At 43.3% G+C, this 17,558-nt stretch carries 12 protein-coding genes; 3 read left to right on the top strand and 9 right to left on the bottom strand.

The features are described 5' to 3' along the window. Window positions 1-17 precede the first annotated feature (17 nt). The 7 genes from UYC_RS0107985 to UYC_RS0107955 all read right to left on the bottom strand — a co-directional run bounded on the left by UYC_RS0107985 (window position 18) and on the right by UYC_RS0107955 (window position 11,815). Window positions 18-2,246 (bottom strand): molybdopterin oxidoreductase family protein, encoded by a 2,229-nt coding sequence (locus tag UYC_RS0107985; RefSeq protein ID WP_016877341.1) that lies wholly within the window; start codon window positions 2,244-2,246, stop codon window positions 18-20. Window positions 2,247-3,060: 814 nt separating this feature from the next. Beyond that, entirely contained in the window at window positions 3,061-4,578 is a 1,518-nt protein-coding gene (locus UYC_RS0107980) for an MFS transporter (RefSeq protein ID WP_016877342.1), read from the bottom strand. A 143-nt stretch (window positions 4,579-4,721) separates the two neighbouring features. Continuing rightward, window positions 4,722-5,561, bottom strand: a complete 840-nt coding sequence (locus UYC_RS0107975) for a nitrate ABC transporter ATP-binding protein (RefSeq protein ID WP_016877343.1) — start codon at window positions 5,559-5,561, stop codon at window positions 4,722-4,724. Between the two features lie 74 nt (window positions 5,562-5,635). Further along, window positions 5,636-7,624: a nitrate ABC transporter ATP-binding protein gene (locus UYC_RS0107970; RefSeq protein ID WP_016877344.1), complete on the bottom strand. Its 1,989-nt coding sequence runs from the start codon at window positions 7,622-7,624 to the stop codon at window positions 5,636-5,638. Between the two features lie 83 nt (window positions 7,625-7,707). Further along, window positions 7,708-8,550 (bottom strand): nitrate ABC transporter permease, encoded by an 843-nt coding sequence (ntrB, locus tag UYC_RS0107965; protein WP_016877345.1) that lies wholly within the window; start codon window positions 8,548-8,550, stop codon window positions 7,708-7,710. A gap of 113 nt (window positions 8,551-8,663) precedes the next feature. Further along, a complete protein-coding gene (locus UYC_RS0107960; protein WP_016877346.1) occupies window positions 8,664-9,989 on the bottom strand; it encodes a CmpA/NrtA family ABC transporter substrate-binding protein in 1,326 nt (441 codons plus the stop codon). Between the two features lie 170 nt (window positions 9,990-10,159). Beyond that, window positions 10,160-11,815 (bottom strand): ferredoxin--nitrite reductase, encoded by a 1,656-nt coding sequence (locus UYC_RS0107955; protein WP_016877347.1) that lies wholly within the window; start codon window positions 11,813-11,815, stop codon window positions 10,160-10,162. Between the two features lie 474 nt (window positions 11,816-12,289). Here UYC_RS0107955 and UYC_RS0107950 point away from each other — a divergent pair, with 474 nt between their 5' ends. The 3 genes from UYC_RS0107950 (at window position 12,290) to UYC_RS0107940 (ending at window position 16,086) form a co-directional block, all read left to right on the top strand. Continuing rightward, window positions 12,290-13,588 (top strand): HEAT repeat domain-containing protein, encoded by a 1,299-nt coding sequence (locus UYC_RS0107950; protein ID WP_016877348.1) that lies wholly within the window; start codon window positions 12,290-12,292, stop codon window positions 13,586-13,588. A 368-nt stretch (window positions 13,589-13,956) separates the two neighbouring features. Further along, window positions 13,957-14,898 carry a LysR family transcriptional regulator gene (locus tag UYC_RS0107945; RefSeq protein ID WP_016877349.1) on the top strand — a complete coding sequence of 314 codons (942 nt, stop codon included), beginning with the start codon at window positions 13,957-13,959 and terminating at the stop codon, window positions 14,896-14,898. 81 nt (window positions 14,899-14,979) lie between these two features. Beyond that, window positions 14,980-16,086, top strand: a complete 1,107-nt coding sequence (locus UYC_RS0107940; RefSeq protein ID WP_016877350.1) for an anthranilate phosphoribosyltransferase family protein — start codon at window positions 14,980-14,982, stop codon at window positions 16,084-16,086. Here the strand turns inward: UYC_RS0107940 and UYC_RS0107935 are convergent. Next, window positions 16,083-16,985, bottom strand: a complete 903-nt coding sequence (locus tag UYC_RS0107935) for an MBL fold metallo-hydrolase (RefSeq protein WP_016877351.1) — start codon at window positions 16,983-16,985, stop codon at window positions 16,083-16,085. The two genes, UYC_RS0107940 and UYC_RS0107935, sit on opposite strands and share 4 nt — an antisense overlap. 14 nt (window positions 16,986-16,999) lie before the next feature. Further along, window positions 17,000-17,383, bottom strand: a complete 384-nt coding sequence (gene panD, locus UYC_RS0107930) for an aspartate 1-decarboxylase (RefSeq protein WP_016877352.1) — start codon at window positions 17,381-17,383, stop codon at window positions 17,000-17,002. Window positions 17,384-17,558: the final 175 nt, after the last annotated feature.

Here is a 17,558-nt window from a genome sequence, read left to right as displayed (position 1 = left end):
TATTCTGAGTTCTTTCTTCAAGAAATTTGTTGATAAACGCGCTGTGAAATTTCCCCAACTGTTAGCTCAACAGTAGCTGGTACTAGTTGTACCGCACAGGCTTTTAATTCCGGTTGTAGGGAATCAGGGCAAGATTCTGGATGGGTGAGAGCGTTGGCTTCTGCATTGTCTGCCCACAGCGCCCCCCAATGCATAGGGACAAACACCGTACCAGGAGCGATCGCCTTAGTAATTTTGGCTGGAAACTTAGCTTTGGAGCGGCGCGATCGCACTTCTACAAATTGGTTATCACTAATTCCCAAAACAGCGGCATCACGGGGATGAATTTCAATAAACGGTTCAGGGTGCATTTGACGAGTTTTTTCAATTCGACCGGTGCGTGTTTGGGTGTGCCAATGTCCGTAAAGCCGTCCAGTCGTCAGCACAAAGGGATAATTGGGATCTGGTGGTTCCGCCAGTCCTCGCGAGTGATATGCTCCAAACCGAGCACGTCCATCAGGAGTGTGAAAGCGCAAGTCGGTGTAAAGGCGCTTACCAGAGGGGCTAGAGGCTAGAGGCTGGGGGCTAGTAGAAGATTCTTCCCTAGTCCCTGCTTCCGGATGCGGCCATTGAGTAGGGCCATTGATCTGTAATTGCTCGTGGCTCAACCCTGTCATATCGCAAGGGCGATCGCGAGTTAATTTAACAAACTCCGCGTAAACTTCTGCTGAGTTAGCAAAGGCAAACTCGCCCACAAAACCTAACCTGCGTCCAACTTCGGCAAAAATTTCCCAATCTGGTTTTGCTTCTCCTGGCGGTCGGCGGAATGCTGGACACAGTGTTACTGTTCGCTCAGAATTGGTCATCACGCCAGTTTTCTCGCTCCATTGCGCTGCTGGCAACAAGACGTGAGCGTAGGCAGCTGTTTCTGTTGGGTAATAGGCGTCTTGGTAAATGGTAAAAGGCGATCGCATCAACGCTGCTTTCGTTCGTTTCAAATCCGGCATACTCACCGCTGGATTGGTAGCAGCAATCCACAATAAGCCGACAGAGCCGTTTTCCAACCCCACAATCATGTCCCAAGCGGTCATGCCTGGAGTAGGTGAAATCTGTCCTCGCTTCAGTCCCCAAACATCTTCAACTTCGGCACGGTGCTGGGGATTTTTTACCAATCGATAACCAGGCAACAAGTGGGCTAAACCCCCGGCTTCTCTTCCTCCCATGGCATTTGGCTGACCTGTGAGCGAAAAAGGCCCGGCTCCTGGCTTACCGATTTGTCCGGTCATCAGATGCAGGTTGATAATTGTTCTCACCTTCGCTGTACCTTCTGAGGACTGATTCACACCCATTGACCACAGAGAAAGTACCCGCTGCGATTCACCCCAGTACCTAGCTGCTGTTTCTAAATCTTCAATGCTGATGCCGCATTGATGGGCTACCACCTCTGGAGAGTAGTGCCGAATTACCTCAGCATAAGCAGAGAAGTTACTTGTACATTCATCAATAAAACCAGCATCAATATGACCCCAGCGCATTAACAAGTGAGCAATGCCATTCAACAAGTCGATATCTGTACCGGGGCGAATCGCTAGATGTAGATCGGCTGCTTCTGCGGTGGGTGTGCGACGGGGATCGACCACAATCATTTTGACTTTGCGATTCCTTTTGTGGTATTTCTCCAGTCGGTTGAAAACGATGGGGTGACATTCCGCTGTGTTAGTACCAATTAAAAAGGCGCAGTCAGTTAACTCCAAATCCTCATAACAACAAGGAGGCCCATCCGCACCAAAGCTTTGGATGTACCCAGCCACAGCGCTAGACATACATAGGCGAGAGTTGGCATCAAAATTATTGCTGCCTAAGCATCCTTTCAAAAGCTTCTGGGCTATGTAGTAATCTTCAGTCTGAAATTGACCGGAACCATACATACATATGGCTTCTGGCCCCTGGGTGAAACGCACGGTTTGGATGCGCTTGGTGATGAGATCAAAAGCTTCTTCCCAACTGACACGCCGGAACTCCCGATCCAAGGACTCTCGTACCATCGGGTATTGCAGTCTGTTTTTGTCTAAAGACTCGGCGATCGTGGCACCTTTGACACAAACCATACCTTGACTGGATGGATGGCTTTTGTCGCCCCGCACCCGCCAAACAGGATTTCCTTGACTATCTCGATGAGTTGCTTTGCCTGGTTGTGCTGGTGGGGAGACTTCTAGACCACAGCCGACACCACAGTAAGGACAGAGAGTTTTGGTAATTTCAGTCATGGTAATCGCACCATGTTCCTTGCTTGATTATTGAAATATTAAAGTCAAGATTTGGAGATAAAAGGTTTCAGCAATTGCTGTATTTCTAATGCTTTGTTATTCAATTCAATTTATTTAAAAATATCTTGAAAACGCATTTAAAAAACTTGATTGTTTTAAGAACTCAATTGGCAAATTTTCAGTTTATTTAAATGGGGCTTAATTGCTTGCAAAAGTATATTTACTTAATTAAAGGGTAAGTTAAAAACATAAAATGTTCCCTATGATACAATTTACGACTTTGATGTAAATTTTTTGTCTGAATTTATGTTATTTAATTTATAAAAATTCGTTATGAATCATTGTTAAAAAATATATTACTTACTATATGAGAATGCAAAAACTAATTAGTTTGGATAAAATTAAATAATAATCTAATTTGCTGATTTTTTAGATAGCTATGATTAATTATAATAAGGTAAGCAGATGTAGTTAAAAATAAATGTATATTTATGTAAAATTTATGTTTGAAACTCTTGTGTAGAAAGGTGATCGGTCATTAGTAATTTAAAAATAATTTAAATTTTATTTATTTATATCTAACTTAATAGTTAAAATTTAATGACAACTACAACGTGAAGAGTGATGAGTTATTAACTAAGAAATAAGAAGAAATTTTACAAAATTTTCTTGATTTAATTAGTTGCTTTAAAAAATTATTTTTTGTAGTTTAACTTATAAAATTAATATGACAAGGAGCAAATCCTAAGTAAATTTCAAAGAATTTTAGGGTATGCCCCATATCATATTAAAGCTGAAAATTGACGCTTTTACCTTACTTTAAATCCTCATTGAAAACGGGGAGCCTTTCTGCTGCCAGTTCAGGTGCTTCGCCTTCATGATGTTCAGCAAAAGAACCCTTTGGTTCTTTAAGAAAGAACCAGCACAAGAAAGTAACAATCAGCGCAGCAACTCCCAAAGTTTGGAAAAAGATTCGATTGCCAACTTCACCAGGAGGTAAAAAGCTGTATAAGGTGAGGTAAGCCACGGCTCCCACATTGCCGTAGGCACCGACGTTTCCGGCAATTTGACCAGTAACTCGCCGCTTAATCAGAGGTACGATCGCAAAGGTTGAACCTTCCCCAGCTTGAACAAAGAAAGAACAAGCCATAGTCAGAAGGATTGCAAAGGGTAGCCACCAATTGCTATTCACTCCGCTCATCAGCAGATAGCTAATCCCCATGCCAGCAGTCAATACAGTCATTGTCCATCTGCGACTGCCTAAGGTATCAGAAACCCAACCACCACCAGGGCGTGCAAACAAATTCATAAATGCATAGCTAGCAGCAATCATTCCTGCCACCACTTTGTTGAGGCTGAAGCTTGTCTCAAAAAATCCGGGAAGCATGGAAACAACTGCAAGCTCAGAACCAAAATTGACAAAGTAAGTTAGTTCCAGTAAAGCAACCTGAGAAAACTCATAGCGATCGTCAGGAGAATAACGCTTCTTACCTGCCATCAATTCATGATTTACATCCCAGCACTTATAGGCTTGGAACAGATACAAACCAACTAACAGAAGGTAGACAATCAGCAATTGACTTTGACTGAGTAAGCCAATTTGAGCAATCCGCCAAGCTAAAACGCCTAAGATGCCGACGAGGGGAATATTCATCAACATCAGCAGCCAAAAACTTCTGCGGCTAGTTACTTCCATCCCACCGTGGCGTTTAGGGCGTTGATAGACCTTGCCAGAGGGAGTATCTTGGGCATTGAGTAGATAAATAGCTCCGTAGATAGCGGCGATAATTCCAGTCAGAGCGATCGCTAAACGCCAGTTAATTTGTCCGGCAGCCAGAAATGCTGTTCCCATAGCAATAGAAGGCAAGGTAAAAGCCGCGGCGGCTGAACCAAAATTACCCCAGCCACCATAGATTCCCTCAGCTATGCCAATCTCTTTTGGTGGAAACCATTCGGCAACCATACGAATGCCAATCACAAAACCAGCACCAACAATACTCAATGCCAAGCGGCTAATTACCAACTGGCTGAAGTTCTGTGCCATTGCAAAGGCAAGACAGGGAATAGCTGCATACATCAGCAGCAGCGAGTAAGTAATTCGCGGCCCGTATTTATCTAAAACCATACCAATTACTATACGTGCTGGTACGGTTAGAGCGACGTTACAGATAGCAATAGTTCTAACTTGTCCTTCAGTTAGGCCGATCGCTTCTTTGACTGCTGTTTGAAATGGAGCAAAATTAAACCAAACTACAAATGATAAAAAGAATGCAAACCAAGTCAGATGCAAGATACGGTAACGGCCTTGAAATGACAATAATCCTTTAAGCATGAAAGCCTTCCTAAGTGAAGAAATACACAGGTTTATTTAGGAGCGATAGAGCAATTACCCTAGCTGCATAGTAGATGTGTATTTAAAGTTACATTTTTATTTCAGAAGCAAAGCGTAAAAATCCTTAAAAATCGTTAAAACTACTACTCTTCGGGGTGAGCGCAGCGGCGATATAGAAAGTCAAGGGCATAGTTCCGCAGGTTGTAGTATTGGGGATCTTCCATGATGCGGCGACGGTTGCGGGGACGGGAAAAGGGAATCTCCAAGACTTCACCGATATTAGCAGCAGGGCCGTTAGTCATCATCACAACTCTGTCTGCCAGGAAAATAGCTTCATCGATGTCATGGGTAATCATTAATACTGTAACTTGATGTTCGCGCCAGATTTGCAGGAGTTCCTCTTGCAATTCTTCTTTGGTAATGGCATCTAATGCCCCAAAGGGTTCATCTAGAATCAAAACTTGGGGACGGATTGCCAGGGCGCGGGCGATCGCGACTCGCTGCTTCATCCCCCCAGAAATCTGATGAGGTTTGTTGTCAGCCGCTTCTGTCAGCCCCACCATTGCTAAATGTTCTTTGACGATCGCTCGTTTTTCTGCCTGGGTTTTTTTAGGAAATACAGAATCAACAGCCAGGTAAACGTTCTCAAAGACACTCAGCCAAGGCAGCAGGCAGTAATTCTGGAATACCATCATTCGATCTGGCCCTGGTTCGGCGATCGGCTGCCCTTGCAAGCAGACTACACCTTCGGTAGGTGTATTGAAACCAGACACCATGTTGAGCAACGTAGATTTACCACAGCCAGAGTGACCAATAATACAGATAAATTCGCCTTCACTAACCTTGAGGTTAACTCCATCGAGTACTGTATGAGGGCCGTCCGGAGTTGGGTAAATTTTGGTTACACCCTCAATCTCCAGAAAATTTCCTGCTTTCTGGATGGGCTGTTGATTGATTTGAGTATTTTTATTGATGATTTGCATGAGGTAATTTGTTGATTGTTGATTGTTAATTGTTAATTGCGATTAACTATTAACCATTAGCCATTAACCAATGACTAAATAAATACTTCTTCAACACGGATCTGACGTTTAATTTCCAGACTGTTGAGATACTCTATCGGCTTGGAAGGGTTAAAAACTTTACCATCAAACAAGTGAATGGGGTCATCTTGTCCGATATCGAGCAAGCCGAGCTCGCGTGCAGCCGCTCCAAATACATCTGTACGGCAGACTCGTTCAATCACTTCCACCCAGTTTTTAGGAAAGGGTACTAAGCCCCAACGCGCCATTTGGGTAACCATCCACAGCAATTCAGTACGGTTTGGATAGTTGGTTTGATTGAGATAAAACTGGTTGTATGTTCTTAGTTCCTGCGGTTGTGTGCCATCGCCGCGATCGTAGGGATCGGTAAAACCAGGACGAGCGTAAGCAGGATTGATATCAAGGTACTCTGGACGGCAAATTAATTCCAGAACTTCTTCGCGGTTGCGGAGATCGTCGCAGTATTTGCAGGCTTCTATCAGTGCTTTAACTAGAGCGATATAAGTTTCTGGGTATTTCTGCGCCCAATCTTCTCGTACTCCTAGCACTTTTTTCGGTTGTCCCGACCAAATTTCCAAAGCGGTGGCGGCAACAAAACCCACATCTTCATGAACAGCAAGAGAGTTCCAAGGTTCTCCAGCACAGTAACCGTCAATAGTTCCGGCTTTGAGTTGCTCAACCATTTGCGTTGGTGGCACTATTGTTAGGCTGACATCGCGATCGGGATCTATACCACCAGCAGCTAGCCAGTAACGCAGAATTAAATTCTGCATTGCCGTCGGATGTACTATTCCTAAAGTGAGAATTTGATCGGGAGAGGCGTTAATCGCGGCTTTTAAGTCAGCTAGGGTTCTGACACCTTCGCTGTACAGTTTTTTGCTTAAGGTAATGGCGTTAGCATTGCGGGAGAGATTCAGGGCGTTGACTACGGGGATGGGTGTTTTGCCACCAGCGCCTAAAGTCAGGGCAAGGGGCATACCAGCAAGCATCTGAGCGGCATCTAATTTACCAGTAGCAACACCTTTGGCGATTTCCGTCCAATTGGCTGCGCGGTTGAGGGTGACTGTTTCTAATCCATAGGCAGCCAAGAAGCCCTTTTCTTTTGCGACGATTAGGGGTGCAGCATCAGTTAGAGGCATAAAGCCAATTTCCAAATTGACTTTTTCTAAACCGCTAGAGGAGATGACTGCTGGTGCTTGAGTCTGCCCAGCCTTACGTTTCTTGAGGAGTTTTTGCTGGTTGAGGAAGTAAATCATTTCGTTCCGCAGATTATAGTAGCTGGGATGATTGACTACTTCCAAACGCTGACGGGGGCGAGGGATAGGCACTTCCAGAATTTGCCCGATATGAGCCTCTGGTCCATTGGTGAGCATGACGATGCGATCGCTTAATAATAGTGCCTCATCCACGTCATGTGTCACCATCACACAGGTAACGTTGTGTTCATTACAAATTTTCATTAATTGTTCTTGCAAACTACCCCGTGTTAAGGCATCCAATGCCCCAAAGGGTTCGTCTAGCAGTAACAACTTGGGACGTGTGGCTAGGGCGCGAGCGATCGCCACCCGTTGTTTCATTCCACCAGATAACTCGCTGGGACGTTTTTTCGCTGCATGACGCAGCCCTACCATGTCGATATGTTCTTCGACAATACTGCGGCGATCGCCCTTTGGCTTATCTTGATATACCTCATCCACAGCCAGGGCAATATTTTCCCGAACTGTTAACCAAGGGAGCAAAGAGTAGTTTTGAAATACTACCATCCTGTCTGGGCCTGGCTCTTTGACTTCCCGCCCCTCTAAAGTCACACCGCCAACACTCGCTTGATCTAAACCTGCGATGATATTGAGCAAAGTGGATTTACCACAACCAGAGTGCCCAATCAGAGAAATAAATTCTCCTTGTCGAATTTTCAGATCAATATTTTTTAGAGCGATATATTTCCCACCATTGGGAATATCAAATACACGATCAACGTGGTCAACTTCAACAAAAGTAGTCATTGGTCATTAGTCCTTTGTCATTTGTCCTTTATCATTGGTCATTGGTCATTTATTTTTAGCTAATGACTATTGACTAATGATGACTATTTCTGTTCTGCAGCTACCACTTTGCTAGCGATAAAAGCGACTAATTTATCTAGAAATAAGCCCACTAAACCGACATATATGAGAGCTATGATAATCTCGCTTAAATTGGTTTCTGTAGTCGTATTGTAGGCATCCCAAATAAATGAACCAATTCCTACACCACCAACTAACATTTCCGCAGCCACAATTGCTAACCAAGATAAACCGATACCAATTCGCAATCCTGTGAAGATATAAGGAACAGTGGCGGGAAAAACTATTTTAAAGAAATACTTGACTCCTTTGAGTCGTAACACTCTGGCAACATTGATGTAATCTTGGGGAATGTGTTGTACACCTACTATGGTGTTAATCAAAATTGGCCAAATTGATGTAATGAAAATCACGAAAATGGCTGAAGGATTTGCCTGTTGAAATGCTGCCAAAGAAATAGGCAACCATGCTAGAGGTGGTACAGTCCGCAAGACTTGGATGATGGGATCTACTGCATTATTGAGTAATTTATTAGCGCCAATCACAATTCCTGATACTATACCGACAATTGCTGCTAACGAAAAGCCCAAAGCAACTCTGCCGAGGCTATTAAGTATTTGCCAACCTAAGCCTTTATCGGTTTCACCGTTATCGAAAAAGGGATTAATTATAAAAGGGTCCCATGTTTCTGAAATTGTTTCTATTGGCCCTGGTAATTTAAAGTTAGGGTTTAAGCATAGTAATTGCCAAATTACCAGAAAAACAGCGATGGCTACTAAGGGAGGAATGATTTTTCTAGATACTAATTTATTAAAATTGCTACGGTTCTTTTTTCTGATAGTCCGACTTCCAAGAGTAGCAGCCATTTTCCTATTTCTCCAATTGCGATCCAGTGGTCTTCTTGAGATATTTTTACAAACCAAAGAAATTGGCTAGGACATTAGTAAATATGCTAATTTTCTAGCCTTGAAAGTGATAATTAGACTTTCTTGATTTTCAAGCTTTTTAAGTATGCTTCTGGTTTTTCTGGATCGAATTTGACACCATCAAAGAAAGTCTCTACACCGCGAGAACTACTGGTAGGAATTTCTGCATCAGCAACACCAAGGGCTTTAGCGGCTTTCTTCCACAAGTCCTCTCTGTTTACCTGGTCTACTATTTCTTTAATCTTGATATCTTGTGGTAAATAGCCCCAGCGAATTTCTTCAGTTAAAAACCAAGTATCGTGGCTCTTATAGGGATAAGAGGCATTATCTGCCCAAAACTTCATCCGATATTGGAAGTTTTGTTGCTTGCGTCCATCGCCATAGTCTATATTGCCTTTAGCCCGTTCTAAAATATCTGCGGCAGCAACATTAAAGTATTTGCGATCGGAGCAGATTTTGCACATCTCCTCTTTGTTCTCACTGGCGTCGCACCACTGTTGAGCTTCCATAATTGCCATCAACAGTGCTTGGGCGGCATTGGGATTTTTATCAACCCAATCTTTACGCATAGCAAAGGCTTTTTCTGGATGGTTGTTCCACAACTCGCCTGTTACTAAGGCTGTATAACCCAAATTTTGGCTCACTAATTGGGCGTTCCAAGGCTCTCCCACACAAAAGGCATCGACAGTACCGACTTTCATATTCGCTACCATTTGTGGGGGTGGTACTGCTTCCAAAGCCACATCTTGATTGGGATCGATACCGCCAGCAGCAAGCCAATAGCGTATCCATAAATCATGGGTGCCACCGGGGAAAGTCATGGCAACTTTCATGGCTTGTTTATTAGCTTTGGCTTGATCGGCAGCTTGTTTTAGCGCCTTGCTCTGTAAACCAACTTTCAAGTCTTTCAATTTATTGGCAACAGATATAGCCTGACCGTTAGTATTTAACCGTGCCAATATATATATCGGCACTTTATCATTAATGGTCATCAGGTAGGGCATGGGGCTGAGGATGTGTGCGCCATCAATGCCGCCGCCAGCCGAGCCGATTTTTAAGTTATCACGGGTTACAGGCCAGGATTTTTGCTTGCTCACTTCGACATCTGTCATGCCGTACTTGGCAAAGAAGCCTTTTTCTTTGGCAATAATCAGGGGAGCAGAATCAGTGAGAGCGATAAACCCTAACTTAGCTTTGGTTGTTTCTACTTTGGGAGCGTTAGCTACAGCGGTTGAATTAGCAGCGGGTACAGCAGCAGGTGTTCCATTACCTGTTGTACCTGAGTTAGGGTTACTGGAGGAGCAACCGTGAGCTAAAACAGAAGTTGCTGCGGCTGCACCTGTAGTAATAAGAAATTTTCTTCTCGAAAAACTGCTCATTTGTGTTGGTGGGTAGTGGATAGTGGGTAGTAGGGGCGGGTTTTGTTGATAATCTTGCCGTTCAAACTGATAATTTATCTTTATAAATCCGCCCGTACAGTGGTTAGTAGGTTGTTAATAGTTAATAGCTAATTGTTAATTGCAATTAATCATTAACCATTAGCTATTAGCTAATGACTCACCAGAGCTTCTTGCCTGGGTTTCGCCGCAAAGTGCTGAATGAGTAAATCTCGCAATACAGGCTGTAAGTCTTCGCAGGGAATGCCTTTTTGCACGCAAGTTCCTAACTGGGCTTCTTTGCCAACTTTACCGCCCATGTAGATGTCAACCCCTTCTACTGTTTTGCCATTTTTACGGACTTTGGTTCCCATCAAACCAATGTCTGCTACTTGGGGCTGTCCACAAGAGTTAGGACAACCTGTCCAGTGAATTCGCACCGGATGAGTGAGTTCTAACTCTGCTTCTAAGTCTTTAATCATTGCCAAAGCACGCTGCTTTGTTTCAATGAGGGCAAAGTTGCAAAATTGTGCGCCGGTACAAGAAACGAGCGATCGCGTTAATTGTTTGGGGGTAATTGAAAACTTCTCTAGCAGTGGCTCCGTTAAAAACATCACCAAACGCGAGTCAGAAATATTGGGAATAATTACATTCTGTTCGACAGTGAGGCGGATTTCACCGTTACCGTACACTTCTGCTAGACGTGCGATTTCAAACATATCATCGGCAGCTAACCTACCCACAGGAACGTGCAAGCCGACATAGTTTAATCCTGGTTGCTTTTGCTTGTGTACTCCAATGTGATCGCGTTTTTCCCAATCAATTTCGTCTTTTGGTGCTGCGGGTAATAATGACTTACCCAAGCGATTCTCGACTTCCAGGCGAAACTTTTCTAAGCCCCATTCATCAATTAGCCACATGAGGCGAGATTTTTGGCGATTGGCGCGTAAACCGCAGTCGCGAAAAACTTCCAACACTGCCCTACATAAGGCAACCACATCTTCTGGCGATACCCATGCATTTAGGGGAATAGCTGCTTCACAGCGTTTGCCAGAAAAGAAACCTCCGACTAGAACGTTGAAGCCAAATACTGGGGATTGGGGATCAGGGATTGGGGATTGGACATTGCTCCTCTGCCCCTCTGCCCCTCTGCTCCCCTGCTTTTCCCTAGTCTCTAGTCCCCAGTCCCCAGTCCCTTCTTTAAAGGCTGGCACGAAAGCCAAATCGTTGATTTCCGCGTGTACGGAATTGTCTCTTCCACCGGTAATGGCAATGTTAAATTTCCGTGGTAGGTTGGTGAATTCTGAATTACCTTCGCCTTTGTTGGTAATCATGTCTTGAATTTGTTGCACCAACTCGCGAGTGTCGAATAACTCATCCGCATCCAATCCCGCTACTGGATCGCCGGTGATGTTGCGGACGTTATCCATCCCTGATTGCACACTGGTTAAGCCAACTGTATGAAATTTGTTAAAGATTTCTGGTAGATCTTCTATGCGGATGCCTCTTAATTGGATATTCTGTCTAGTAGTAATGTCAGCGCTGCCGTCATCGCCGTAACGCTGTACTACTTCCGCTAACACTCGCATTTGATGATGAGTGAGAATCCCGTTGGGCATCCGCATCCGCATCATAAATTTACCTGGAGTGACTGGGCGAAAGAACACACCCAACCACTTCAAGCGATGATCGCGATCGGTTTCGTCCATTGCCTCCCAACCTAAAGAGGCAAATTTTTCAATCTCAGCCTTGACGGCGAGTCCATCTTTTTCTGCCTTAAATTTCTCGAACTTATTGAGGCTGGCTGTAGTAGTTGCTGCGTTTGTCATGAGTAGATTCTCATTGCAATTTGCTGCTTCCAGAAAATTCTTCTGGATTTTTGACTAATCATCGATCAACCTTTTGCCTCATATCTTCCCGGTGATTTAAATTTAGGAGGTATAAGGAAAAAGTTATATTCACCCTGCCCCCTAAGATGAGGGAAGTTTGATCAATCTTTAAGTTTGAATATTGATTTTGTGATGACTTACATTTGCTTAAGTTAAACTTAAAGTTGTAAATACATAAATTTCGTATACGTTGTTACGGAATGTAAGCAAAATTGCATAAAATGCATCATAAAAATGCGTTTAATGCATAAAAATAAGCTAAAAGATACAGCTAACGCTTTTGATTACAAGCGATCGCAGATATTCTGAAGTTGGGCATAAATTTGTAATCCCTCAAATTTTTTATTTAAATTGGCAAACCATAGAGTAAACTTCCAACAATCCACCTTGGGATCGCAGGGAATTGGACAAACGGTGAGTAATTTCCACCAGCTTTTACTGCAAGCACAGACAGCATATGATGCAGGTGAGTGGCAGTTGCTAATTCAATGCCTGCAACAGCTGGTTTTAGAAAAGAATTTAAAAAATCCAGAAGAATTAGAAAATCGGGAAAAACTGCTAAATTTATCACTATGCGTCCTTGCAGTTGGAGATTTTCAGCAACGCTGGGAGATTGCCAAATTATTTGTACATCTGGGAACGATCGCTATACCTCCATTAGTTGAGATTCTCAGGGATGAAGAGGCAGAAGAAGAATTACGCTGGTATGCAGCACGTGTATTAGGAGAGTACCAGCATCCAGAAGCAATAGCTGCTTTGATCGGATTGCTGAAAACAGAAGAAGATGAAGAACTAAGAACTATAGCTACAGCAGCATTGGGTCAAAGCGGTACACTTGCGATTGATGCCCTAACACAACTGCTAGCAGAAGAAAATACACGTTTGTTGGCAGTGCGATCGCTTTCCTTAATTCGACATACAGAAACTATTACACCACTGTTGAGCGTAGTAGAAGATCCACAAGTAGCCCTTCGTGTCGTTGCGATTGAAGCTCTCAGCAGTTTTCACGATCCCCGTGTACCACCGATACTTTTACGCGCTCTGGATGATATTGCTGCCTCAGTCAGGCGAGAAGCAGTGCTGGGTTTAGGTTTTCGCCCTGATTTGCGCACCTCGTTAGATTTAGCGAACAAACTCAAAACCAAGCTTTATGATTTTAATCTTGAGGTTTGTAGTGCGGCGGCTGTAGCCTTGTCTCGAATTGGTGGTAACGATGCTGCTAAGTACTTATTTGAAGTGCTGATATCTCCCAATACACCAGAAAAATTGCAATTGGAAATTATCCGCGCTCTGGGCTGGATGGAGAGTGTTAAGGCTCTCGAATATCTTCAAATTGCACTTAATCAACTGGGAGCGGTGACACTGTGGCAAGAAATCGTTACAGTTTTGGGGCGAATCACCAAGGCGCAGTTAACCCCAATCGCAGCAGAAATATTATTGACTGTCTTGCAACAGAAACACCCAGCACTTGAGATTGCTCCAGTTAAAAAAGCGATCGCACTATCTTTGGGACAATTAGGCAAACAAGAAGCTGTTGAACCTCTGATTCAATTTGTGGCAGATACAGATGCGCTGGTAAGACTGCACGCGATCGCTGCATTAAAAAATCTTGCCCCAGAAACAGGACGACGAAAATTGCAGCAGTTAGTAAATAGTGCTAGTTTGGCACCAGATTTGCAACAAGCTGTCTTCGCTGCTTTAGCTGAGTGGTAGAGGAGGGGATAGGGGATAGGGAACAGGGGACAGGGGATAGGGAACAGGGGACAGGGGACAGGGGATAGGGGACAGGGGATAAGAAGATATGTCTTGGTGTTCGCTTCTTCTTCCTCTAACTACAAAATGTTATGAGATGATAAGATTTCAATATTCATTTTTATTTTTTTTTAGAAATCATCACAAAATTGTTGAGGATAAAACAAGCCAAAAATCCCGCTCACACGCGAAGATTGCTCTTTCAGCATATATGTAACTTAAAATTAATGCCCTGCGAGAACCAAGTAGATGTAACAAACTCTACTAAAATGCTACAGGAAATACGTTAAGTTAGTTCCAGCCATAAATGTAATTCAGGCTACACAAAAATGCGACTAGAACAGTTGCAAGCCTTTTTGGCAATCGCGGAAACCGGTAGCTTTCAAGGGGCAGCAAGAAAATGTGGTGTTACCCAATCGACTATCAGTCGCCAAATCCAGGCACTGGAAGGAGATTTGGGATTGGAGTTGTTTCACAGAACCAGTCAGGCTAAACTGACACTAGCTGGTGAACGGTTGCTTCCCCGTGCCCGCAAAATTTGCCAAGAGTGGCAGACAGCTACGCAGGAAATAACAGATTTAGTAGCAGGAAAGCAGCCTGAATTGTGTATAGCTGTAATTCACTCACTGTGTGCTTATTATTTGCCACCAGTATTACAAAAATTTTGTCATGACTATCCAGATATACAATTGCGAGTTACATCATTGGGCAGCGATCGCGCCCTAAAAGTCCTTAAAGATGGATTGGTGGATATGGCAATTGTCATGAATAATCGCTTTTTAACTGTCGGTAAAGAAATAGTGGTGGAAACCCTATATGATGAACCGATAGAAGTCTTAATGGCAGCCAATCACCCGCTAGCGCAAAATGAACGCGTTCCTTGGCAGGAGCTGATTCGCTACCCACAAGTGGTTTTTAAGGATGGTTATGGAATGCAACGGCTGGTACAAGATAGATTTGAACGACTGCAAGCTACACTGCAAGCAGTTTTGGAAGTAAATACTCTAGATGCTTTCCGAGGAGTAGTGCGTCAGGGAGAACTGGTAGCTTTATTACCTCATTCAGCATTAGTAGAAGCACGTAAAGATCCTACACTTGCGGTTCGCCCCCTCGCTTGCAATGGTGGAGTGCCTGACAATTCTGCTTTGACTCGGCGAGTTGTGATGGTGACGACTCAAGATCGGCTGCAAATTCCTCCGATTCAGCATTTTTGGCAATTAGTGCGAGAAAATATACCACCACAAGTTTCTTTGGAGCGATCGGCTTGTTAAGTAATTAGTCATTAGTAATTAGTCATTAGTCGTTAGTCATTTGAATTTACCAATGACTAATGACAAAGGACAAATAAACCTATGAGTGATATATTTCGGGAATTACTAAAAAAAATAGGCAGTGGTAACCATACGGGAGAAAATTTGACTCGTGCGGAAGCTGCGACGGCAACTAGTATGATGCTGCTGGGTGAGCCGACACCAGCTCAAATTGGAGCGTTTTTAATTGCCCACCGTATCAAACGTCCAACTGGTGAAGAGTTAGCAGGAATGTTGGATGCTTACGATCAAATCGGCCCTAAACTGCAACCAATTGACTCACCGCGACCGATAATAGTATTGGGTATACCTTATGATGGCAGAACCCGTACTGCACCAATTAGCCCGATTGTAGCTTTGTTATTAGCTGCAGCTGGGCAACCTGTACTGATGCATGGAGGCGATCGCCTACCGACAAAATATGGCTTACCCTTAGTAGAAATTTGGCACGGTATAGGAGTTAACTGGACTGAGTTACCATTGGAAACTACCCAGCAAGTATTTGAGCAAACGGGTATTGGCTTTGTTTACACACCTCGACATTTTCCTCTCACCAAAAGAATTTGGGAGTACCGCGATCAACTTGGTAAGCGCCCACCTTTTGCCACAATGGAATTAATTTGGTGTCCCTATGCCGGTGACGCTCACATTATAGCAGGATTTGTTCATCCTCCCACCGAAGCAATGTTTCAAGCTGCCTTAGCAGATCGGGGAGTAACAAAATTTACAACAATCAAGGGATTAGAAGGCAGCTGTGAGTTGCCGCGCGATCGTACTGCCATTATTGGCTTATCTATGCTCGGTACTACCAACGAAGAGACAGTAGCACCCATTGAAAGGTTACATTTGATGGCTCGCGACTACGGCTTTAGCAGCAAAAATGTACCCTTGCTTGGCATAGAAGAACTCATAGCACAGATGCAAGAGGTATTGCGAGGTATACCTTCAGAATTAACGCAAACAGCTTTATGGAACGGTGGATTTTACCTGTGGCGTTCCGGTATTTGCGATAGTATGCAATTGGGCATAGCCAAAGCCGAAAAATTACTAATTGAGGGTGCGGTAGCAGCAAAGCTCCTACAACTTACTCAAGTAGTTCAAAGTCTTTCTTCAGTTCATAATTCAAAATTATTGACTGTTGAAAATTAATGACTCTCACCAACAACTAAAGTTAAACCTTCACGAGCAATTAAACCTCCAACAAAAGCAGATTTTATTTCCATTTGGATGTGATCGAGAAAATCATCATGATCGTCTGGATGATGGTGAGATATTACTAGTTGTTTGGCACTAGATGCATGAGCCAAATCTACAGCAGTTTGCCAGTGTGAATCGCGATCGGTTCTGTAAAACTTTTGGGGGGTGGTAGGATTGGCAATCAGTAAATCAACTTCTTTGGTAAGCTGTTGAATGCATTTTTGCTCAACTTCATTGGCATTGTCATGTAAATCCGTCACGTAGGCAACGCTATAGTTCTGCCAGTCAACTCGGTATCCAATAGATTTCTGAGTTTGATTAATTAATGCTGTTGTCACTGTGAGATCATCTATCTTGATTACTTTACCTGGCGTCAAATTGTGGAAATGCAATTCAGACTGCATTTCTTGTAAAGGGTAAGGAAAATGTGGCAGTAGCATTTGATCGCACAAACATTGCTTAATTGAGGCTCCATTTGAGGCAGCTATCCCGTAAATATGAAAGCTATTTTCTGGGAGAAATGCCGGGCCGAAAAATGGAAATCCTTGAATACGATTTGATTGGGAATTAGTAAAAAATAAATGCGCTTGTAAAGGCTGTTGCAGTTCTAACCAACTTTTTCCTAGAACACGTAAACCAGTACCTCCATCAAAAACCAAACGTTTATCAGCTACTTGCATTTCTACACAGGCAGTATTACCACCATAACGGTTGGTTTTGTTGCTTGGGGAGGCGATTAAACCCCTTACACCCCAGAATTGCACTATAAATTTTTTTACTTGGTTAGGAATAGGTCGAGTTTTGTTTTCACTTACGTTAATTTGCGGGGGTGAAAGCTTAAAATTTGACATTATTTTTCTGATCGCTAAGTCGTACTGAGCAGATCATCATAACGCCGAACCTCTAAAATTTGGTTCCGATCGTCCACAATGACAACAGTCGGTGAGTAATTTTTTAACTCTTCCAAACTTAACTGCCCGTAAGCCATTATAATCAGGCGATCGCCAGTAATGCCTAGACGTGCAGCAGCTCCATTTAACTCAATCGCTCCTGAGTGGGCTGGAGCCGGGATTGCATAAGTAATAAAACGCTGACCATTGGTAACGTTTACTACTTGTACTTGTTCATAAGGCAATATACCAACTTTATCCATCAGGATTTGATCTATACTGATGCTACCCACGTAGTTAATGTTAGCTCCTGTAAGAGTACAGTTGTGAATTTTTGCCAAAAGAAGCGTGCGCTGCATTATGAGATTCCTGTGGAATAGAGGGTGTCAAAAAATAAATCATAGAAGTTTATAGACGCCCACCTAAAGAAAGGCGGGTTCCCAGAAAATAGAATCTAAGGATGAACTCAAAAAGACTTGCTGAAAACATCTAAATTATGTATCTGGGAAGGAAAACAAAGACACTGCACCCCGA

The sequence above is a fragment of the Chlorogloeopsis fritschii PCC 6912 genome (assembly GCF_000317285.1).
Taxonomy (GTDB): Bacteria; Cyanobacteriota; Cyanobacteriia; order Cyanobacteriales; family Nostocaceae; genus Chlorogloeopsis; species Chlorogloeopsis fritschii.
This window is presented reverse-complemented; position numbering and strand designations above follow the sequence as displayed.